23 protein-coding genes and 2 pseudogenes are annotated in these 21411 nt (G+C 60.3%); 6 read left to right on the forward strand and 19 right to left on the reverse strand.

The window, feature by feature from the left end; all coding sequences use genetic code 11:
* Positions 1-54: 54 nt before the first annotated feature.
* The 14 genes from G3N58_RS34075 to G3N58_RS08070 form a co-directional block, all read right to left on the reverse strand.
* Entirely contained in the window at positions 55-342 is a 288-nt protein-coding gene (locus G3N58_RS34075; protein ID WP_240158724.1) for a hypothetical protein, read from the reverse strand.
* A gap of 89 nt (positions 343-431) precedes the next feature.
* Positions 432-1985 (reverse strand): phospholipase D family protein, encoded by a 1554-nt coding sequence (locus tag G3N58_RS08010; protein WP_167037780.1) that lies wholly within the window; start codon positions 1983-1985, stop codon positions 432-434.
* Positions 1986-2115: 130 nt separating this feature from the next.
* Positions 2116-2916 carry an NAD(P)-binding protein gene (locus tag G3N58_RS08015; protein ID WP_205192519.1) on the reverse strand — a complete coding sequence of 267 codons (801 nt, stop codon included), beginning with the start codon at positions 2914-2916 and terminating at the stop codon, positions 2116-2118.
* A 112-nt stretch (positions 2917-3028) separates the two neighbouring features.
* On the reverse strand, positions 3029-3826 hold the full coding sequence (locus G3N58_RS08020) for a c-type cytochrome (RefSeq protein WP_167037778.1): 798 nt from the start codon (positions 3824-3826) through the stop codon (positions 3029-3031).
* Positions 3823-5445 carry a b(o/a)3-type cytochrome-c oxidase subunit 1 gene (locus G3N58_RS08025; protein ID WP_205998899.1) on the reverse strand — a complete coding sequence of 541 codons (1623 nt, stop codon included), beginning with the start codon at positions 5443-5445 and terminating at the stop codon, positions 3823-3825. The genes G3N58_RS08020 and G3N58_RS08025 overlap by 4 nt, the downstream gene beginning before the upstream one ends.
* On the reverse strand, positions 5435-6004 hold the full coding sequence (locus G3N58_RS08030; protein ID WP_167037774.1) for a cytochrome C oxidase subunit II: 570 nt from the start codon (positions 6002-6004) through the stop codon (positions 5435-5437). Before G3N58_RS08030 ends, G3N58_RS08025 begins: the two co-directional genes overlap by 11 nt.
* A gap of 29 nt (positions 6005-6033) precedes the next feature.
* Positions 6034-6216 (reverse strand): hypothetical protein, encoded by a 183-nt coding sequence (locus G3N58_RS08035; protein ID WP_167037771.1) that lies wholly within the window; start codon positions 6214-6216, stop codon positions 6034-6036.
* Between the two features lie 7 nt (positions 6217-6223).
* A complete protein-coding gene (locus G3N58_RS08040) occupies positions 6224-7453 on the reverse strand; it encodes a c-type cytochrome (protein ID WP_241017034.1) in 1230 nt (409 codons plus the stop codon).
* A gap of 97 nt (positions 7454-7550) precedes the next feature.
* Positions 7551-8222, reverse strand: coding sequence for a c-type cytochrome (locus G3N58_RS08045; protein WP_240158722.1), 672 nt, complete (start codon positions 8220-8222; stop codon positions 7551-7553).
* Positions 8223-8366: 144 nt separating this feature from the next.
* Positions 8367-9299: a 3-hydroxyacyl-CoA dehydrogenase NAD-binding domain-containing protein gene (locus G3N58_RS08050; protein WP_205998908.1), complete on the reverse strand. Its 933-nt coding sequence runs from the start codon at positions 9297-9299 to the stop codon at positions 8367-8369.
* A gap of 29 nt (positions 9300-9328) precedes the next feature.
* Entirely contained in the window at positions 9329-10531 is a 1203-nt protein-coding gene (locus G3N58_RS08055; RefSeq protein ID WP_167037765.1) for an acyl-CoA dehydrogenase family protein, read from the reverse strand.
* A gap of 42 nt (positions 10532-10573) precedes the next feature.
* Complete coding sequence (locus tag G3N58_RS08060) at positions 10574-11314, reverse strand: acetoacetate decarboxylase (RefSeq protein WP_167037762.1); 741 nt, start codon at positions 11312-11314, stop codon at positions 10574-10576.
* A gap of 79 nt (positions 11315-11393) precedes the next feature.
* Entirely contained in the window at positions 11394-12623 is a 1230-nt protein-coding gene (locus G3N58_RS08065) for a CoA transferase (RefSeq protein WP_205998900.1), read from the reverse strand.
* A 96-nt stretch (positions 12624-12719) separates the two neighbouring features.
* Positions 12720-13676, reverse strand: coding sequence for an enoyl-CoA hydratase-related protein (locus tag G3N58_RS08070; RefSeq protein ID WP_240158693.1), 957 nt, complete (start codon positions 13674-13676; stop codon positions 12720-12722).
* 569 nt (positions 13677-14245) lie between these two features.
* On the opposite strand from G3N58_RS08070, the gene G3N58_RS08075 reads away from it, so the two are divergent.
* The 4 genes from G3N58_RS08075 (at position 14246) to G3N58_RS34085 (ending at position 16088) form a co-directional block, all read left to right on the forward strand.
* Positions 14246-14485, forward strand: a complete 240-nt coding sequence (locus G3N58_RS08075; RefSeq protein WP_205998901.1) for a hypothetical protein — start codon at positions 14246-14248, stop codon at positions 14483-14485.
* A gap of 3 nt (positions 14486-14488) precedes the next feature.
* On the forward strand, positions 14489-14710 hold the full coding sequence (locus G3N58_RS08080) for a helix-turn-helix domain-containing protein (RefSeq protein WP_205998909.1): 222 nt from the start codon (positions 14489-14491) through the stop codon (positions 14708-14710).
* Between the two features lie 136 nt (positions 14711-14846).
* Complete coding sequence (locus G3N58_RS34080; RefSeq protein ID WP_241017031.1) at positions 14847-15323, forward strand: hypothetical protein; 477 nt, start codon at positions 14847-14849, stop codon at positions 15321-15323.
* A 9-nt stretch (positions 15324-15332) separates the two neighbouring features.
* Positions 15333-16088, forward strand: a complete 756-nt coding sequence (locus G3N58_RS34085) for a helix-turn-helix domain-containing protein (protein WP_241017032.1) — start codon at positions 15333-15335, stop codon at positions 16086-16088.
* Positions 16089-16104: 16 nt separating this feature from the next.
* Here G3N58_RS34085 and G3N58_RS08090 read toward each other — a convergent pair whose 3' ends face one another.
* Positions 16105-16272: a DUF3331 domain-containing protein gene (locus G3N58_RS08090; protein ID WP_240158692.1), complete on the reverse strand. Its 168-nt coding sequence runs from the start codon at positions 16270-16272 to the stop codon at positions 16105-16107.
* Positions 16273-16797: 525 nt separating this feature from the next.
* On the opposite strand from G3N58_RS08090, the pseudogene G3N58_RS08095 reads away from it, so the two are divergent.
* Positions 16798-17037: pseudogene (locus G3N58_RS08095) on the forward strand (DUF932 domain-containing protein); the annotation flags it as partial.
* On the opposite strand, the pseudogene G3N58_RS34090 reads toward G3N58_RS08095, so the two are convergent.
* The 4 genes and pseudogenes from G3N58_RS34090 to G3N58_RS08110 form a co-directional block, all read right to left on the reverse strand.
* Positions 17023-17529, reverse strand: a pseudogene (locus tag G3N58_RS34090) (hypothetical protein); the annotation flags it as partial. The pseudogenes G3N58_RS08095 and G3N58_RS34090 overlap by 15 nt on opposite strands.
* On the reverse strand, positions 17522-18214 hold the full coding sequence (locus G3N58_RS08100) for a P-loop NTPase (RefSeq protein WP_167037749.1): 693 nt from the start codon (positions 18212-18214) through the stop codon (positions 17522-17524). The gene G3N58_RS08100 and the pseudogene G3N58_RS34090, both read right to left, overlap by 8 nt.
* 9 nt (positions 18215-18223) lie before the next feature.
* A complete protein-coding gene (locus G3N58_RS08105) occupies positions 18224-18688 on the reverse strand; it encodes a hypothetical protein (protein WP_167037746.1) in 465 nt (154 codons plus the stop codon).
* 1060 nt (positions 18689-19748) lie between these two features.
* Complete coding sequence (locus G3N58_RS08110) at positions 19749-20426, reverse strand: type 1 glutamine amidotransferase domain-containing protein (protein ID WP_167281460.1); 678 nt, start codon at positions 20424-20426, stop codon at positions 19749-19751.
* Between the two features lie 539 nt (positions 20427-20965).
* Here G3N58_RS08110 and G3N58_RS08115 point away from each other — a divergent pair.
* Positions 20966-21382, forward strand: a complete 417-nt coding sequence (locus tag G3N58_RS08115) for a DUF3331 domain-containing protein (RefSeq protein WP_167037740.1) — start codon at positions 20966-20968, stop codon at positions 21380-21382.
* Positions 21383-21411: the final 29 nt, after the last annotated feature.

Consider the following 21411-nt stretch of genomic DNA (forward strand, 5'->3'; position numbering starts at 1 on the left):
AGCCTCCCGCGCCGATGGGGCCGCGAACAATAGTGAGCGTGGGAGCGTTGCATCCTATAGCTGCCCCGTACCCAACAACCAGAAGAACACCCCGACGACAACCCCAATCGCCGTACATACAGAAAGTTGATATGGCACGCCATGGACCCAGCCTGAGGCGACAAACGCACGATGTGCGACGACGGCACCTACGGCGCCGGCTACGGCGCTCACCAGCCAGAACGGGAAGTACGCGCCGAAGAGCGCCAATGTCGGTGCGCCATGGGTGACGCAACCGCCAAGCGGCATGGATGCCACGGGCATGTACGCAGCGGAGAACCTGGGCCATGTACGCTGTTTCATCGTTTTCGCGACGGGAACATTGATTGATGATCCACTGATACAACCTGCCTCAGGTGCAACAATGGTTGACCCAACACGTGCCACCACGTTCATAGCTCCGATTCGATTGGTAGCAGTCCCATGAACCAGACGCTTGCACGCCGCGCGAATGAGACATCCGGCTCCGAGTCCAGCGTCGTCACTGTCCCGTCCTCAGCGGTATCGATCCAGACAATCCGGCTCTTGCCGTTTGCATCGGTGCGTTGCTCGACTCGCCAGGCGGCGGTGTCCAGGTTCGGCTCGACGTCGTCGACCACCTGCCCGGCAATCGCCGGACTGTTGCAAAGCACACCGATCTCCGTATTGAGACGGTTCGAACGGGGATCGAGATTCATCGAACCAATGAAAACGGTCTGTCGGTCGAATACATACGTTTTCGCGTGCAACGAGGCCCTTGAAGAACCGAAGAAGCGGCGTTGTGCTTTGACCTTGCTTGAGCCAACCGGCTTCAGCTCATAGAGATGCACGCCCGCTGCAAGGAGATCCTCACGATAGTGCTGATATCCCGCATTCACCGCCACCACATCGGTCGCCGCCAGCGAGTTGGTCAATATCGTGACCTGCACGCCGTGTTCGGTTAAATCGCGTATCCATGCAACGCCTTCTTTGCCCGGCACGAAGTAAGGCGAGATGAGGAGCATCCCGTGCTCGGGCTTGAGGTTCAGGGCCGCGAACTTCGTCATGATGTGGCCCTGCGCGTCGTTCGGGTCACGTGTGATCTTGGATGGGTCGTCGTATAGGAGTGTGGCGTGCCCCCACGCAAAGTTCGTGTCACCCGCTTCGAGTATCTTTGCAAGCCGCGCTCTCGCGTCCACGACGTAGGGCGCGTCGTGTTCCGCCTTGATGTATTCGTCCATCTTCGCGCGGTAATCGCTTAATGCAGACGGCGCTGCCTCATGCCCCATCAACTGCTCGATCGAATAGCTCGATCCGGAGTTCCAGAACTCATCGAAAGCGTTGGAAACGTCGCGGATAATCTGGCCATGCAGGAGGACATCCAGATCACCAAAGGCCACCACATTCGATGCGCCAAAGTATTCGTCGCCGATGTTGCGTCCACCAAGAATCGCGGCTTCGTTGTCCGCAATCATCGCCTTGTTGTGCATGCGCCGATTGACCCGGGAAAACTCAAAGGCCGTAGCAAGCGATTTGAACTGGCGATCCGCGACCGGATTGAATAGTTTTATCTTCACGTTCGGATGCGAACTGATTGCCAGCAAGACCTGGTCATCCGCATTCGTGCCGAGGTCGTCGAGCAGGACGCGCACGCGTACGCCGCGGTCTGCCGCTCCAAGCAATGCCGCCGCCAGTTCGCGTCCGGTCAGATCGTCGTGCCAGATGTAGTACTGCAGATCGAGCGTCCGGTCCGCCGATTCGGCAAGCTCGACGCGGGCAGCAATCGCGTCAACAGGGTCCTGCAGCAGGTGAAACGCGCTTTCGCCGGGGTGATTCTGTTCGCCTCGCGAGAATCTCACGCCGAGCCGCGTGGTGTCCGGGTTTTGCAGCGCAAGAGTTTTCGATTGGCTGCTCTGCGGCGGCAGACTGGCGCATGATGTCAGCACCAGGAAGAGAACGCTCACAATGAAAACATGTAGCTTCACCATCTTCGAACTCTGTCGAAATCTCGAACGGGATGTGGCTTGCCGCGACGCACCATACGCCACCAGCGCGACAGGCGGCGGAAGGATCGTATAAAGTTCGGATGCCGATCAGAAGGCGTCGAAACCGCGATTCTCATATCTCTCCCTTCACCGCCGGTGTGAGCTTGCTGACGAGCGCTTTGGCGACGATGTCATCGGCAATGATCACATTGGATGCGCCAGCGCTTTCCAGAAGCCCTTTTCTCAGCGGGTTTTCACCAGGCACCGCGATCGCGAGAGAAGGGCTCAGCGTATGAGCCAGCAGCGTGATTGCGAGATTGTTATTGCCGTCTGGTGTGGTCACGACCATTGCCCTGGCGCTGTCCAGCCGCGCACGCTTGAGCACGTCGTCGAACGCATCGGGCGAGCCCAGCACGACCATGTGGCCGCTATCCGCCGCCCGGTGGGCCTGATCCTGGTCGCCTACGAGCACGAGAACGGTCTCGCCCGCTTCATGCAGGTGACGTGCGACGTGCTCTCCAAGCGCATGGAATCCGACCACCACCACATGACCGGCCAGATGTTCGAACTTGCGTTCCATGATCCGGTTCTCCCGATACGCCATTACATCGTCGCCCGACAGCATGCCTGTGAGTTTTGAAACCGCAAATCCTCCGATCATCAGTGTCGCAAACATGGCCAGCACCATGAACCACTTCTGAGGTGGATTGAACCCGCTGAAGGCGCCCAGTGTGGTAATGAGGTTGACCCCGTTCCACACGGCCGTAAACAACTTGTCGGGGAAAGGAGAACTGGACTGATCAAGGACGACCAACCCGATGGTCGTGCCGCCCATCAGCAGGACGAGGAGGTTGATCGTGTTGCGAGCGCGGCGGCGCCATTCGCGGATACGGATGCCCCCGAGACGAGGCTCATCGACACGGAAGATCCACATGGTTACCCCGGATAGCCGGACTGATCGAGACAACAGCGAACCCAATGCGAGATCATCACGCTCCCCCTTTTTGCGCCATTAGTCAATTGTCGAAACTTCTGCTGCGTGAAGGTCAGCGCGTCGAACCCGCGTACCACGAGGCCGCTGCGGTCATTTCGTCACGCGTCATATTGCGCGCGATATTGCGCATTTGTTCTGAGATATCGTTATGCCGTGCGCCCGACGCAAACGCCAGCAGTTGCGCCTGTGTATAAGCGGCCGGCAAGCCTTCTAGCCACGGTGTGCCAGCCTTGTGGTCGATGCCGCCATGGCAAGCCGCGCATGCCGGGATATTACGCAGCGGCGCACCGTGCGCGACGATTCCCGGCGCATCGGCGAGATCAAGCCCTCGGCCTGCCACCGGACGCGGCAGCGACGCGTAGTATGCCGCCAGATCGCGCATGTCCTGATCGCTGAGGTTCAGTGTCATCGGCGACATGACAGCGTTCGTGCGCGCCCCGCTCTGGAAGTCCCGCAACTGCTTGTAGACCACGATCGCGTATTGCCCCGCCAGATTTGGCGAATTTGCTCCGCTCATGCCGCGCTCGCCATGGCACATCGTGCAGCGCAGCGCGAGCGTGGCACCCCGTCCGATCGACGAGGCCGTCGCGCCCGCAAGCAATTGCGGCGTCACCTCGACCTTGCTGAACTGCATCTGCGACGCATTCGGCGCATCATTGGCAAGCCACTGTTGCGGCACGCCCGCCGCGCTGCAGATCGCATTCCAGAGCCCCTGGAACTGCGCGTCGCGCTGCACCGATGGCAGCCACACGAAACCGACCACCACGCTGAACACGAACACCACGGCGGTGACGCCAACGCTTGCCGCGAACCACGGGTTGCGCAATGAGAACAGGCGTTCGTCGCTCATCGCTGGGCTCCAATCGGAATCACGGGCACGGTGTCGCCCCGTGCCATCAACTGTGCAATTGGATAGCCGTAGTTGAGCACCGTGAGCGCGATCATCAGCGTGAGCCATAACGCAAAACTGTTGAGCGCCACCGGCACGGTGCGCGGCTCGTGCACCGCAGTGCTGAAGCGGTATTCCTCCGGCGGCGCCGCCTGACTGCGATGTCCCTGGATCAGCACCGCGAAGAACACGATCGCCGAGAGCACGAGAATGAAGCCGCCGATCGCCGACATCATCACCCAGATCGCCTGCGCCGCGATCTCTGGATCCGTATAGTCGTAGTACGCCATGCGCCGCGGCATGCCGAGAATGCCGACCCAATGCCACGGAAAAGTCAGCATGACCATGCCGATGAACCACAGCCACAATTGCAGGCGCATGAGCTTCCAGTTCGTCATTGCGCGGCCCGTGATCTGCGGCCACAGATCGTAGGCGATGGCGAAGTACATGATGACGATCGCGCCTGCGTAGATCAGGTGGAAGTGCCCGGTGATCCATTGCGTGTTATGGATTGTCGAGTCGAGCTGGTAGCTCATGTTGATGAGCCCGCCCGCTCCGCCGAAGCCGAGCATCACGAATGAGAGCGAGAGCGCCAGCATCTGCGGATTGTCCCACGGCAAAACACGCAGCCAGCCAAAGGCGCCCTTGCCACCGCGCAAACGCGCAGCGATCTCCACCGACGCGCAAATAGTAAATACCGTCAGCAGCGTCGGCACTGCCACCATCGCTGTGAAGACCGATTGCACGAACTTGAAGCCCGCGCTCACCTGCGGATCGGCGAAAAGATGGTGCATACCGATCGGCATGGCCAGCACGAGAAACAGAACGAACGCGATGCGCGCCATCGTATCGCTGTAGAGCCGCCCGCCAATCGCGCGCGGTACGATCGTGTAGAACGCGATATACGCGGGCATCAGCCAGAAGTAGACGATGGCGTGCAGCGTCCACGAGAAGAACACGCGCGCGAGGCCCGCGTCGATCGTCGTCGTCCAGCCGAAGGCGGCCGGCAGAATCTGGAAGATGATTTCGATGGCCGCGCCCACTGCCGTCCAGCCCCACAGGTACGAACCGGCTACGGTCGCGAACATCGGCAGCGGCACGGGCTGGCCGGGATGGCCGCGTTTCCACGCCGCGAGATTCACCGACATCAGCGCTACCCAGATCCACGAGCCCACCACCACCAGCACCACGCCGAGGTAATAGAACACGTTACCAATCATCGGCGGATAGAATGTGTAGAGTACCGAGGCAAGTCCGAGCGCCACCGTAATCGACGCCATCACCGCGCCCGCAGCCACCAGCCAGAATCCGATCCACGCCCAACGCACCCCGACGAGCGCGCGTTTGAGCGACAGTTCGGTGACCGCGTAGCCGAAGCCCATCGCGACGAGCGTCGGAAACACGTAGCCCATCACGGTGCCGTGTTCGGTTACCGAGCGATAGTAGATCTCGGGGTCGCGCAGCCACGGATGCAACGGACTGCGCACGTACATCTGCCATGCGCCGAGCAGAAGTGCGGCGCCGAACACGCCAAACGCGAGCCAGAAATGCGAGAGTACGAGCCGCCGGTTATTTAACACAACTGATTCTCCGCGAAGTGGCTGCCATTTGCATGAACGCGTTTTTGTCGATGACCTTCACGTGTGCCCACATCCCCTGGTGTCCTGTTCCGCAATACTCGTGACAGGGCATCAGGTGATCGCCGGTTTGCGCGAAGGTGGTGCGAAACGTAGAGATATAGCCGGGTTCGACCATCGAGTTGATATTGGTGTGGGTGACGAGCAAGCCGTGTACGACATCCGCGCTCGTCGCGCGGAACGTGATCGGTACGCCGGCCGGCACGAGCAGGCATTGCGGCGTGAACGAGTACTGCTGTGCGACGATGCGCAGCGTCACCGAGCCGTCGGGCTCCACTGCGCTGCCCAGATTGCTCTCGATAAATTCGCCGGACACGTTGAGCGTGGTGGGGTCGATGGTCTCGACGCGCGAGGGCGGCATGGCCGACCAATGCAGGCCGGTGAAAATCACGACTGCGATGGTGCTCGCGATAAGCAGCACCGCGAGAAACGCCCAGCGCCGCTCGACGGTTGCTGCGACTTTGGCCGAGGTGTGCGAGTCGGGAACGGTAGGGTTCGACATGTCGCCGTCTGGTTAGATGAATGAGCCGTTCATTGAACGACGCCGCACGGCAGGAATACGAGGAAGTAGAACGCGTACCACATGCCGATCACGATGGCCGTTGCAATGCCGGCCACCACGATCGCGCCGCGCGGACCACGCCTCACGATCTCGTCGACGCGCTCGACTTCAGGCGGTTCGTTACCGCTGCTGGGGACAGGGGAATTGATCATCGCATCCTCAGAAGAGGGTTACCGAGCGCAAGGTGTTGACATCTTTCTCCGTAACCGGTGTACCGCGATTGCCCCACGCGGTGCGGATATACGTGACGACCGCCGCGATCTCCGCATCGGAGAGCGACTGCGCGAATGGCGGCATGCCATACGGCATGGGGTTCTTCATCGTGCCCGGCGCGTAGCCACCGTTGAGCACCATACGGATCGGATTCACGGAAGACGTCATCTGGATAGACGGGTTGTTCGCGAGCGGCGGGAAGTTCGGCAGCCTGCCCTGCCCCTCGTCTGCATGACACAACGCACACTGCGCGGCGTAGATCTTCTTGCCGAGCGGATAGAGCCGGTTCTTTTCTTCGGTCTGCGCGCTCGTGAATGGTGTGCTGCCCGCTTTCGCTGAATGTTCCGGCAGCGCCTTGAGGTAGACGGCGACCGCACGCACATCGTCTTCGCTCAGGTACTGGAAGCTGTCGTAGACGACTTCGGACATGGGTCCATACACCGCGCCACGGTTCGACACGCCAGCATGCAGCAGACCGACGATATCGTCGATGCTCCATTCGCCAAGACCCGCTTCGTTGTTCGAGGTCAGCGAGGGTGCGTACCAGTCCTGAATCGGAATCAATCCGCCCTGGAATTCCCTGGACTTCGTATTGCCCCCGAGCGCGTTGATCTGCGTGTGGCACATCGTGCAGTGGCCAAGGCCTTGCACGAGATACGCGCCGCGGTTCCATTCGACTGATTTCGATGGGTCAGGCCTGTATGCCCCCACTCTGAAGAAAAGTGTTCGCCAGCCCACCAGCAATTGCCGCTGGTTGAACGGGAAGCGCAACGCGTGAGGGCGATCCGGCTGGTGGACAGGCGGCGTCGATTGCAGGTAGGCGTAGATCGCGTCGGAGTCCTTGCGCGTGACCTTGGTGTACGACGCGTAAGGCATCGCCGGATACAGCAACTCGCCGGCCCTGGACTTACCTTCATGCAACATCCGGTAGAACTCGTCGGCGCTCCAGTTGCCGATTCCCGTTTCCTTATCCGAGGAAATGTTGGGTGAATAGAGTGTGCCGAACGGTGTGGCCATGGGGCGCCCTCCACCGAAAAGCTTGTCGCCGGGAATCGTGTGGCAGGCGATGCAGTCGCCAGCGCGCGCGAGGTATTCGCCACGCGCGATTACCTCGGCGTCAGTGTTCGCGGGCGCTGGAATTCGCGCTTGCGCAAGCGGCACACCGAGCCCGGACATGACGCCGCACGTCAGCATCGCAAGCGCGGTCAATCCCACAGACGCCCTGCTCTTGAAGTAGCGATGACTAAGCACGTGGTACACGGATGAGCCTCGCCTAGTTGGGAATGCTGCCGCACGCGAGCGGCAGCTTTAGCGAGCCCGCCCCGGCAGGCGTCGGATTCGCGGGCGCGGGCAGCGACGCGAGCCACGCGGCAATCGCGGTGATGTCGCTGTCTGAGAGACGCGTCGCGATCTCACGCATGCAATCGGGGCTCGCCGCGTGGCGCGTGCCGTAGCGGAACGCACCGAGCTGTGCGCTCAGGTAATCGGCGTGCAGACCCAGCAAGCCAGGGATCGCGGGCTCCATGCCCGTGAGTGCCGCACCGTGGCAACTCGCGCATGCAGGCACGCCACGCGCCGCTTCGCCGCCAGTCGCGAGCGACTTGCCGTGCGCGAGCGTCGCGGCATCGAGCGTTGGCGCGCCCGGTTGCGGGAACGGTGGACGCTGGCTCGCGAAATACTCGGCGATCTGCTTGAGGTAGGGATCGGGCAAATACGCCAGCAGGTAGTTCATCGGTGGGTATTTGCGCTGGCCGTCGCGAAACGCGATCAACTGGTTATAGATATAGCCCGCGGGCTTGCCGGCGAGGCGCGGAAAATAGTCGTTGCCGGTACCTTCGCCGTGCGCACCGTGACACGCTGCACAGCCCAGCACGCGGGCCTGCATCGTGTCGGGTGCTGGCTCTGCTGCCGGTGCGGCCGCAAACGCGGACACGCCCGTGCGCATGGCGAGCACCACCAGCACGGCGATGAACAATATGAAACGCTGCATCAACGGCTTCCTCGTACGCGGTTGTCCCGGCGGAGGCTCTGCCTCGGCCGACCACCGTTTAATGGAAAGAACGCAATACGGGGGTGCCTGCGCCAGGCATCACTCCCTGTCCCGTAGGCGCAGCAACCCCATCAGGACTTCATCGCGATAGGCGACGAGGTCCTGCTGGGAACGCGACTGAACTTCCTCGTGCACGCCCTTGATTACGGTCGCACGCACCTCGGGAGTGAGTTCCGGCGTTCCGAGTACATGCCACCACTCCGTGAGCGGCCGGGTGAACTGGTCGAAGAAATGCTCGATGCCGCCTTGACCGCCGCCGAGGTGATACAGAAGGCTCGGCCCCATGATTCCCCAACGCAGTCCTGGCCCCCACGAAACAGCGGCGTCGGCATCGCCAACGCTGACGACGCCTTCTGCGATGAGGTGCACGACTTCACGAAAGAGCGCTGCCTGCAAGCGATTGGCGACGTGGCCTGGAACCTCCTTGTGCAAGCGGATGGTTCGTTTGCCAAGGCCACAATAAAACTCGGTGACGCGTTCAATAGTCTCTTCCGAGGTTTGTGCGCCGCCCACAATCTCTACCAGTGGAATCAGATGCGGCGGGTTGAACGGATGGCCGATCACGCATCGTTCGGGATGCTTCAGGCAAGCGGATTGAATCTCGCTCATCGTCAGGCCTGACGAACTCGACGCGATGATCGTCTCCGGCGCCAGCGCCTCATCGAGACGGCGGTAGAGATCTTTCTTGAAGTCGATCCGTTCGGGACCATTTTCCTGAATCAGATCGCTGCCGGCGACGGCCTCGTCGAAGTTGTCCGTAAATCCAAGCTTCGCAGGCGACGCGCCGGGTACCACACCCAGTTGCTCGAGCGCGGGCCACACGGCCGCGACAAAATCGTCGAGCTTTTTCTGTGCGTCAGGGGCGATGTCAGTCGCGACCACGTCCAGACCTTTGGCGAGAAACAGCGCGGCCCAGCTCGCGCCGATAACACCGGTTCCGATGATGGTGACGCGTTGGATTGGCTTGGTTATTTTCGTCATGGCAGTCGGCTTCCAAAAGATCAAACGAACGCGCTGAAGCCACTGATCGCCTTGCCGACGATCAGCGAATTCATTTCACGGGTACCTTCGTACGAATAGAGCGCTTCCGAGTCGGCCATGAAGCGGGCAACGTTATAGTCGAGCACGATGCCGTTGCCGCCCAGTACCTCGCGCGCCCAGCCCACCGTCTCGCGCATGCGGACCGTACAGAATGCCTTGGCGAGCGAGGCGTGCTCGTCCTTCAGCTTGCCCTGGTCCTGCAGTTGCGCGAGACGCACAACCATGCACTGCGAGGCAGTGATATTGCCGAGCATCTTCGACAGCAGATCCTGGACCATCTGGAACGAGGCGATCGGTTTGCCGAACTGCTCGCGCGTCTGCGCGTATTTGAGCGCGTTTTCGTAGGCGCCCATGCTGCAACCGACAGATTCCCACGCGACATACTGGCGTGTCAGGCGCAGCACGCGGGCGGTGTCGCGAAAGCTCGCGTCGCCCTGCAACCGGTTCTCTTCGGGCACGCGGCAGTTCTCGAGCGTGATGACACCGTTTTGCACGACGCGCAACGCGACCTTGCGCTCGATCTTCGCGACCGAAAATCCCGGCGTACTGTTGTTCTCAACGACGAAGCCCTTGACCTGATTGTCGTCGACGTCGCGGGCCCAGATGATGGAGAGATCGCACCAGGTCGAATTGCCGATCCAGCGCTTCTGTCCGTTGAGTACCCACGTATCGCCTTCCCGCTTTGCGGTTGTCAGCAGACCGCCGCCGGCGCCTGAGCCGACCAGCGGTTCGGTCAGCCCAAAGCAGCCGATCTTTTCGAGGCGCACCATCGGCGGCAACCACTTCTGTTTTTGCTCTTCCGAGCCGCCGAGGTAGATCGATCCCATCGCGAGACCGCTATGCACTCCGTAAAACGTCGCAATCGAAGCGTCGACCCGCGCAAGCTCCATCGCAATGAAGCCGTCGAACAACGTACTGCCTCCCGGGCAGCCATATCCTTCGAACCCGACGCCCGCGATGTTCAGTTCGCGAATGCCGGGAATCAGCTCGAACGGAAATCGGTCTTCTGCCCAATACTCGTTGATGACGGGCGCCACCGTCTCTTCCATGAAGCTGCGCACCTTCCCGAGGAGCGTACGTTCCGCTTCGCTCAGGATCTGATGGATCATGTAAAAGTCGCTGTCGGGTGCCGGCAGCGCGTGGGCTGGCTGTTTGTCTGACATGGCGTGTCTCGCTCTGATGAATGGGGACGACTGCGGGTCCAACTACCGGTCCAGGTAGTTGTAGACGACCTCGGCTTTACCGAGCGACAGATCCGTCAGCAGATGCACGGCCGACAGCACCTCGAGCACCGGGAGCTTCGCGACGGGCGCGAAACAGTGCGGATGCAGTTCGAGGGAGGCCGGACCCGTCCACGCCCCCTTCACCGTCAGGTCCTCGACGTAGTACTTGACGAGCTCGCAGACGCGCGGCGTGCAGTCGACGTCCGGCAGGATCTTCAGCAGAAAACCAGGCGCTTCGAGCGTCTTGCGGACCTCGGCGAGATCGAGCGGCTTGTATTTGTAGGCCATCGTCGCGGTCGCGACGCGCACGCCGTTGTAATCGAGCGTGCCGACCAGCGCGTCCTTGCGCACCTCGAGCTTCGGTTGCGCCAGCACCTTGGGGAAACCCAGCAATTCGCGGCCGGATGCGATGCCCGCCTCGCTGTCGAGATACATCGCATGCGTGAAGCCGCCTGCAAGGCCGTTGAACGTGACCGGGATCACCTGACCGGACTCCGTGTACGAGCCGAGCCCGCTCGAGTCGGGCATGTTGATGAATTCGTACTTGACGATCGGCTCGGCCGGCATGAGTGGCGCCGGGACTACGCGCGCCAGCGCTTCCGGATCAGTGCGATACGTGATGATCACGAATTCCCGGTCCACGAACCGGAACGGGACCTTGGGATAAGCGGGACTCGTCAACGGCATCGCGTAGGCGGATGCACGCACTTCGTTTTCAGTCATGGAACGCTCTCAAGTTGCCGTGCGATGCGCGACGCGCCGAACGGTGGTGGATTCGATCAACAGTACGAAATGCCCTTACCTACGCCTCCTCCGTGAAACGCGCGACCGCGCCCGCATCGTTCAGGCGTGCGATCTCGGTTTCGTTGAAGCCAAGATCCTTCAGGATTTGCGTGCCGTGTTCGCCGAGTCGCGGCGCCGCTGTGGGCTTCACCTTCGGCGCACCCAACACCTGAATCGGATTGCTCACGGTGCGGGTTTCAATCCCGCCCGGCAGTTCGAGCGGCACGACGATCCCGTTGGCCTTCAACTGAGGATCCTCGATGATCTCCTTCGCCACCTGAACGACACCGAAGATCACCCGGCCCGCGTCAAGCACCTGTTTCCAGTGCGCGAGCGGCTGGCTCGCGAACATCGGGTCGAGAATCTCGACGAGCTGCGCGGCATTGGCAATGCGCGTGTCATCGGTGAAGCGCGGATCTGCGAGCAGTTCGGGCTTGCCGATCGCGTTACAGAAGCCTGGCCAATCCTTGCGTTGCGCGGCGACCAGCAGAATCCATCGCCCGTCGGAAGTTTGATACGGGTTGAGCAGCGCATTAGGCGGCGATTTGCGATCGTGCTGCGGGAAGAAGTGGCCGCCGTTCAGACCACCTTCGACCCACGCGGCCGCCGCCCAGATGCCGTTGGCGATCAGCGATGTCGACACGTGGCTGCCCTTGCCGGTGGTGGCACGCACGTAGAGCGCCGTCACGATCGCCGCGTAGAGTGTGGTCGCCGTCGCGTGATCGCCAATGCCCGGAATTGGCAGCGTTGGCGGGCTGCCAGCGTCGTGCGTGACTTCCATCAGGCCCGAGCGCGCCCAATAGGCCGTGACGTCAAAGCCAGGCGTGTCGGCTTCCGGGCCTTCGGAGCCGTATCCGGTGATATCGGCATAGATAAGCTTCTCATTCAACGGTGCGAGCGCTTCGTAGGTGCAGCTGAGCGCCGCCTTGACGCGTGGCGGAAAATTGACGACCACGACGTCAGCCCAGCGCACGAGACGTTGCAGCACTTCTTTTGCATCGGCGGACTTCAGGTCGACAGCAATGCTGCGCTTGTTGCGGTTCGTCAGTTGCCACGCGTAGTTGACATCGCTGGTCGGGTTCGGCGGCATCGCCGAGAAGTAGCGGTAAACGTCACCGGTGCCCGGCGGCTCGACCTTGATCACGTCGGCGCCGAAGTCGGCGAGGATCGTCGTTGCAGCGGGGCCGGCAATGTAGCTCGCAAGATCGAGCACCTTCAGACCGGAAAAGATGTGATTGCAGGCTGTCATCAAGCCATCTCCTGAGAATGGTTTCGCCGTCGGCTTCCCGTTTCATATGCGGGCCGTGCCCGGCAGAGACGTTGCGCGTGTCTGAACGGCGGATCGCTATCGGCCTTTGAATAACGGTGGCCGCTTATCGAGGAAGGCTTTTGTGCCTTCTGCCTTGTCTTCTGTTGCTGCGCACAGGGCAAACAATGCCCGCTCAAGAGCCAGCCCTTCGGCGAGCGAGCCATCGAGGCCACGATTCACCGCCTCGATCGCATAGCCCACGGCGAGTGGCGCATTGGCATTGATCTGCGCGAGGATGGCCCGGGCGCGGTCGATCAGCGTCGCGGGCTCCACGATCTCGTTGACGAGGCCGACGCGCAGCGCTTCTTCGGCGGAAATCATTTCACCGGTGAGGATGAGTTGCAGGGCCACGCCCTTGCCGACGAGACGTGCAAGGCGCTGCGTGCCACCAAAGCCCGGGATGAGGCCGAGCTTGATCTCAGGTTGGCCGAATCTGGCCTCCGGTGTTGCCAGCCGGATCGTGCAGGCCAGCGCGGTCTCGCACCCGCCGCCCAGCGCCAAACCGTTCACCGCGGCAATCACCGGCTTGCCGAGATGCTCGACGAGATCGAGCAAGGCCTGCCCGGCGCTCGCCTGCCGCTCCGCCTCGACCGGCGTTGCGACGGCCAGTTCGCTGATATCCGCGCCTGCAATGAACGCGCGCTCCCCTGACCCGGTGATGATGACGCCGCGCACCTCCATGTCGGCGCGGGCGCTTTCGAATGCCATGGTCAGTTCGCCGATGGCCTCGTGGTTCAGCGCGTTGAGGACGTTGGGGCGATTCAGCGTGACCAGCGCGACCCCGTCGCTCTTTTCATAGATAATCGTTTCGAAAGCTTCCAGGTCAGGCATCTGTACCATGAGGCTGAACACTCCGCAGAACGACATGAATCGTGCGCGATACGCCCACGATGATCGAGATGATTCGAGCTCACTGACTGCTCGCCAGCCGGTTGATTTCCAATTTATCACCGGCGTTTCGGTCGACGCATTGGCGAAATAAACGAAATTCATTGGAAGTTTTCACAGTCGGCCTGCTACGAGGACTTGCGTGCCCCGCCCAACAGGACGTCAAACGGCGCATGGGTCAGCTCTTTGTGAAAATCCACAAGATGTCCAAGCGATTTCCACGAATATTTCGCGCGGCTCGCGCGGGTATAGTGCCGGTTCCCTAAGAGCATCGTCCGCCTGCTCCGGCGACGACTGAGGTGGATCGTTTTGATGAGAATGCCGACCATCAGCAATCGCTTACGCGAAAAGACCACTGCGCTGGCGAAACTCGCTGCGTCAGTTACTCTGCAACGTCCTCTTCCATTCGCCGCATGATGCGAAGTCTTTTCGCAAGACAGCGGAAGCGCTCGGCCTCGACTCAGTCGCACCACGCATCCCGCTGGCACTCGACGTCGACATGACAGCGATCGATTCACGCACAAGGGACGACACGCTCGGCCGCATTGCACTGGCCGCATCCCGGCACCTGAAAGTAGCGCCCGACGATCTCGTGCGTGCCAGGCACCGCGAGCGTTTTATCATCTGGGCGCCCTGCGCGCAGGGGAAAGTCCATCACCCGGAGCGACCGCCTCATGGCTGACCGCGCCTTCCATCTTGGGCTCGCATTGCCGCACGTTCAGCGAATCGGAGTCGGCCAGATGAACGAAGACGCCCGCGGTTGGGCACTCTCCGCCGAGGAAGCGCTGAAAGTCCCCGATTTCACTTCGCGAGGTCACGACAGGAAGAAGGTCTCGCTGTATTCGTCTATCGTTATGGCCGAATGCGCCCGTCAAACCGACACCGCGTCGCGCTACCTGACTTCGCTCCCGTAGCAGATATCCGGCGAGCCCAAACTCGTATCGACGCTTGAAGTCTATCTGGAGCAAAATCAGCGCCGAAGACGAACAGCGCTTGTGCCGGGCATTCCCCCCAACACGCTGAACTGCCGGATCGAACGTATCGAATCTCTGCTGGGAGCCAGTCTCGATGATGTCGGCTGGATTTCGAAGCTCGATATCGCGTTCAAGCTGCGCCGTTCCATGCTGGCTGACTGCTGACAGTCGGCAATGGCCGGAAGATAGCCGGTCCATCCCCGGCGTCGTGTGACTATCGTATAGTGTCTTGCCGTCGGGCATCGCTGACCGATGTCCAACGCGCGCTGGCTCAAACCCATCTCCAGGGACGAATACCACAATGACAGTCAGCATCCCAACGATCAGCGAACGCTTGCGTGAGCGCACCGCGCTGCTTGCCGCGAACCCGGCGGCCGTAATTGATCGCGTCTATGAAATGCTGATGGGCATGGAGGGCTACAAGACCCTCGCGGCATCGGTCAAGAAGGATATTTCCGCATCGATCGATTTTTCGGCCAGGTTGTGGTTTCAGTCGCTTCTATCCGGCAATCTGCCATCAGCGGACGACATGGAACACTTCCAGGAGTTCGGCCGCCGGCGCGTTCACCAGCGCGTACCGCTGCAGGCCGTGCTGCGGGCGTTCCGCCTGGGGTCGCGGGAAATCTGGCGCGCCTACATCGAGCTGGGGGAGAACGATCGAACGCTGGTCGACGAATTGCTGTTCAGCATCTCGCCCTACCTCTTCGACTACTTCGACGTCATGGCCCAGGACATCACTCAAAGCTATCTCGAAGAGCAGTACCAACAGGCACGCTAGCGGGCCGCATTGTCTCATCAGCTTTACAGCATCGTCTTTCATTCGCCTGACGATTACGCTGGATTTCGGGAAACCGCGGAAGCGCTTGGCATCGACTCCACTGCGCCACGCGTGGCGCTTGCCGTCGACATCGACCTCTCAACTCACACTTCGTACGAGCGCGAGCGGGAACTCGACCGCATCGCGCTTGCGTCAGCCCGTCATCTCAGTGCCGCACCGGACGATCTGGTGCGCGCCTGGCATCGTGGCAGGATGATTCTATGGGTGCCTTGCGTGCGCGGCGATTCGATCAATCGAACCGATCGTCAGACGACTGAACGGGCCAACGCGATAATCGGTGCGATACGGGAGATTCGTGGCATCGGCATAGGCCTGATGAACGAAGGCGCGTCGGGTTGGTCTGCCTCTGTCGACGAAGCGATCAGAGCATTGGACTTCGCATCGAAAGAGCAAAGCCAGCCGCATGTGGCGACATATTCAAGCATCCTCATTGAGGAATGCGCACGCCTCTCGTCGAATGCCCGGCGCTACCTCGTCTCGCTGCTCGAACAGCTATCCCACGAACCTGAACTCGTCACGACGCTGCAAACCTACTTCGAACAAGGACAGCGGCGCGGACAATCGGCCACCGCACTGGGTATTCATCCGAACACACTGGACTACAGGATCGAACGCATCCAGACGTTGCTTGGGGCGAGCCTCAACGACGTCGGCTGGATTGCGAAGCTCGACATTGCCCTCAAGCTGCGCGGGGCGGCCAGGTAACATCCGGCCACAGCAGTCAATCGTCGATTGGGTCACGTTCGATGCTGGCGCGATACGCCGGTATGACGAAAGCCAGTATCATTCGATTTCCATTAGCCGGTACATTCGCCCCGAACACACGTGGGCGAGTTACCGGATCGCCTCGACGGATTGGCAACCCCGTCAATACGCAGTACGCGTCCATCCGCGCGAGGCCGATTCCTCAAATCTGGTCCCCATAGTGGACAGAACACACCTTACTCCAGCAAACGGTTAATGACTTCGAGGATTAGGATTCGAGGACGGCGCCGCGCGTGGGGCGCGAATCCGGTGCCACCGGCATCAACGCGCCGCGATGGAGACGCTTCGTCATCCGAAATTTCTTGTTGTGAATGGTGGATCCTGACGCCAGGGATAACCAAAGCTTCGCAGTTCTTCCCGTCGAACCCGTGCCCTGACCTCTTGCCTGCCACCCTGTTTCCTGCCCTGTCCCGCGACCGTAGTCGGGGGCGGGCCGGCATCAAGGGGCGAGGGACCGCGTTGCCCGCACCATCCCTCGCCTCTTTCCTTGACACCGCCCCGCCCCCGGCTCCCTGGGTCGCACGGGCAGGAAACAGGGTGGCAGGCAAAAGCAGAAGCCAACCCCGAGTTCCACCGGGAAGGTTTCCCGCGTAAGCGCCAAGGCCATCCTACAGCCCGTACGTCAACTCTTTTTGCTGTGGAGATAGTCATGCAACTCACTTCCTCTTTCCGTTATGGTTCCCCGATGCTTCGTGCCGACTCGCCCCTGTCGGACGACCAGATTCTGCGCGCCGCCCCGTCCATCTTCGCAGACGGCAAGCATGCAAGCCGCTCGGAACGCTACACCTACATTCCCACCATCGACGTGCTGCGCGGTCTGCGCAACGAAGGCTTCCAGCCGTTCATGATCTGTCAGACCTGCGTGCGCGATCAGGACAGACGCGAATATGCGCTTGCGCTGCTCCCGCGCCGCCACCGCCGCCGCACCGACAAGCCGGTTCCCGGCAATTCCTGCGACCCGATTCGCCATCCGGTCCGCGAGCGCGACGAGCGACGCTTCGTTGAATGTCGCCAGCGCGGCCTGATACCTCGCTTCGTGTTCCCGGGTCATGTCCTCAGCCAGCTGGATCGTCGCCTTGCAACGCGCCAGCGCGTCACGATGCCGGTGCATCAGCGCATCGGTCGCCTCCCCGGCCTCCCGGCGTACGGCACCGAAACTGTCGCCCCCGGCTTTGCGGATACAGTCCGGCATCGCTTCGTAAAGTCGCGTGTAGTATTCGAGTGCCGCGAGTACTGACCATAACGCATCGTTGTCCCGCAGCTTCAGCGCACCAGAAATCCGCCGCAGACGCAGGAGACTGGCATCGTCAGGCAATTCACCCGTGACATCGAGAAACAGACGGGCGAGCGCATCCGGCGGCTTCGCCCGCCTGTTACGCATTCACCGTCACCTTCTCGAACATCGCATCGCATAGTGCCCGCCAGCGCAGCAGTTCCGCCCGCTCGCCAATATGCATCGTTTCCGCCGCCTCACTGATCGACAGGCGTTGACTGCGAAGCTCATCGGCGACCCGATCCGCCAGATCGGGAAAATCCAGCGAATGGCCCCGCGCTTCGATGATTTTACGGAGCTGGGATACCTGATAGAGCGAGAACTGCTCCGGCGCACCAAAATACCCATTGCGCACAACGTGCGTGATCGCGTCAGGAAATGTCCGCCTGAAGGCATTCAGCAGTTCGAGACTGTCGCGCTGCCGGTTGATCACCCACAGCACAACCAGTTCGCGCTGCAACTCACGCAACGTTCCGGCCAGCGTCGCGCCGAACTGTGCGACGCCCGTCTGACTGCGCGCGGCCGTATTGACCACGATGACCGCGTCGCGATTCTCGTCGCAGAAATTGACCAGGCCAATCCAGCCGTTTGCATCGTCCAGGCTATAGGCAATACAACGCATCCTGTCCTGAACAGCTTTCATCACATCCGGATTGGAGGTATCGGTTTCGACGAGCGCTGCATGGATTTCATGCCGTTGCAGATAGTCGGCCAAGGCAAGTGCGACAAAACTCTTTCCTACACCGCCCTTGCTGCCACCGACCAGATAGATAGGGTAAGTCGTCGTGTCCATCTGAATCCTCTATAGGTTCTCGGTATCGGGCTCGATCTCGAATGAGAACGCATCCCGCATCACCATGGTTCCCGGCCTGTTGCCGACTTTTTCCCCATCCTGCTTCGGATTCGCGCGGGTGTTGTCTGCGCGTGGCGCGTCGTCCTGACTGATCTTTATCGAGCGATGTATTGGCCCGGCATTGCTCCGTGCGACTTTGCTGGCTGACTGCCGGGATGGCCTGTTCTTTTTTGGAGGATATAACGCGTACCTGACAGAACCTACGCTGAACTCAACGCCCTTTCCCTTTGCATGTTCAACGATGTCTTCCAGCGTATAACCCTTCTTTCTGACGGCGCCGATCAACGCCCGCATCTCTTTCATTGCATCGGTAATAGCAACGCGCTGCTCGGCCTCCGGCTTGACTGGAAGTGACTCGAGAGAATGGATCAGTTCATCCCACTGTGCCCGCGTATAGCTCTTCGCAACCGGCATGACTCGCTCCAGATCACTCCCGTCATTTCATCCTGCTCACATGGGAAAGACCCGTCAATACCCCTTGCCTGAGCGAAGCCGCTTCACTGGAACGCTACGGAATCCAGCGGATCGAACCAGAACAAGAGGAATATTTTTAAGCTGTCGTGCATGAGCAACGCCCCCGGATGGACGTCCCTCAGACAGCCAACGAACAGACGCAGACGGTCACCGCGGCCACACCGACACGGGTCGTATCAGAAATCGCCATCCGGGCCAACCGGATGTACGTGATGCCCTCACGGAATATCTTTCGCATCCAGCAGACTAGCAAGTGGTCGCCCGCACCTCGCCAGAGCGACGGCACCGACTCCAGAAAAATAAAGGTCCGATGGAATAGCTCCCATCTCACGGACTCAGGACATGAAATTGACGAACAGCATCGGCCAGCCTCGCAGACTCGCGACAGTCAGCCGTCCGCCACTACTGAGCTATCGCACAGAATCGTTCCGTACCGCGTGCAGACCCGATCCATTTATCTCACAGACTATGTGGCGTTGCTCACGAACACCTGGACTCTACGGCGCAGACATATCCGGCTGACCTCACCGAAAGCGTTTACGCAAGGACATCAAAAACAATATAAAAACAAGGGATCGCAGGATAGGCTTGCGCCGGTTTCAGGCACCATCACGATACTCCAGTGCAAAGCTCGGCATATCCACAATCGATACTTAACACAAGCCATGAACCTGGTACGTGGCGCAGTTTCCTCTCCTCCATCGACATATGACGAGCGATCGATTTGGGCTTTACTTCCTCGTTTCCTCGTACGGGAAGGATCAAATCTCGTACAGATAGTCACTACACTGTCAAATGCAGCCAAATTTATATGATGTAGCGGATTCGCAAATGGGTCGGATATCCGGCACCATTCTTCGCTCGCTTATCTTTTCTACCAGACGGTCCGTCTCCACTGCATCCCGGGTCCTGCAGGAATGCTGCAGATTGCCATTCCAGCAGCAACTCTGCTTGTCATCGGACCATCATCCATTCACCAATCTCATGCACCGCCTCACCGCTACAACTGCAAGAGTTTCAGCAGAGCCTTTGCCGCGGAACCCGACGACGCAGGGTTCTGACCCGTAATCAACCGGCCGTCGGTCACGACGAAATCATTCCAGTCGCCGCTCTTCTCGTAGAGACCGCCGAGCCGCTTCAGTTCGTCCTCCACAAGGAACGGCACAACTTGAGTTAATTGCACAGCCTCTTCCTCCGAATTGGTGAAACCCGTCACGCGCTTTCCCTTGACGAGCGGCTGCCCCTGGAAAGTCGTCTTTTTCAGCACGGCGGGGGCATGACAGACGGCCGCCACCGGCTTGCCGGCGTTGTAAATGCGTTCGATCAACCGGATCGAATTGGCGTCGTTGACCAGGTCCCACATCGGACCATGTCCCCCCGGATAGAAAACCGTATCGTAGTCGTCCGCATTGATGTCGGCGAGCTTTACCGTACTGGCAAGCACCTTTTGCGCGGCAGGGTCTTTCTTGAAACGTTCCATTGACACGGTCTGGTTGCCCGGTTCATCGCTTTTCGGGTCGATCGGCGGCTGACCGCCCTTGGGCGACGCCAACGTGATGTCGACTCCTGCATCCTTGAACACGTAATACGGGGCCGCGAATTCCTCCAGCCAGAAGCCGGTTTTCTTTCCGGTATTGCCAAGCTGGTCATGCGAAGTCAAAACCATCAGGATCTTCATTGGCTATCTCCACGAGTGAGGTAAACGTCTCTTGCACGCTGCCGGCCCAAAAACGCGTTCGACATCCGCCAATCGTTCGAAGCCTATCGATTGCCTCATACGAGCCGGCCTCGATACCGGGCGAATCTCAACGGCGGGACGTTTCGTGACCATTCGCCGCAGCACGAACTGCCATGACTTTAGCGTACCCGTTCGAGGTAGCAAAGGAAAGTACTACCAAGGTATGAGATCGGATACCGAAGGTGTCGGCCAGCCCTATCGATCCGCGGCATGTCCCGCGGCAACGTCTACCCACGCGCCGATATCGCCGTACCGGGTTTCCCCTATACCAATACGAAGGTATGTTGCTTCACCCACACGCGATCACTAGGATCGACCTTGTCGAATCGACTGACACTTCAACACGGCTTCCTGCAAGTTTCCACCCTGCACCTAATCGACCTGAGGAGACTGAGATGGTCAACGATAGATCTGCCGGCGGAAGTAGCCTGGCACAGCCAACAGATATGAACGGGCTCGAGTACCCAGACGATAGCGATATGGCTACGTCACAGGAAGCCCAAAGTTCCCGGTGGCGACATGTCATCCTCATGCTGAATGTCGACTGGAATTCGCGAGGAAATGCGTTGTCCGTGACCACAAGCCGGCGATTTCCCGCGGCGCGCAACGAGATAAGCCACGCCACCATCCGGATTCTCGATCGCCCCTCTCCCACGTCCGCTGTCATATCGTGGCGCGATCCAACGGGAAGCAGCTATGGATATCAGATATGGAAAATGCGCCTCGCCCACGAAGAAGGGCTATGCGCAATCTCCGGCATTCCGATAAACAAGGGTGACGTCATATTTCGCCCCGTCGATCGAGGGCGGTATCCCGGGAATGCGTCGGCAATGATTCTCGCCACGTATATCGAGGAGCCGAACTGCTGGCTGAATGCGCTTTTGCGAGAAACGTGAACTCTTCGCCTGTTCTTCCAGCCGTGCCT

This window comes from Paraburkholderia sp. Ac-20342, assembly GCF_017104985.1.
Lineage (GTDB): Bacteria > Pseudomonadota > Gammaproteobacteria > Burkholderiales > Burkholderiaceae > Paraburkholderia.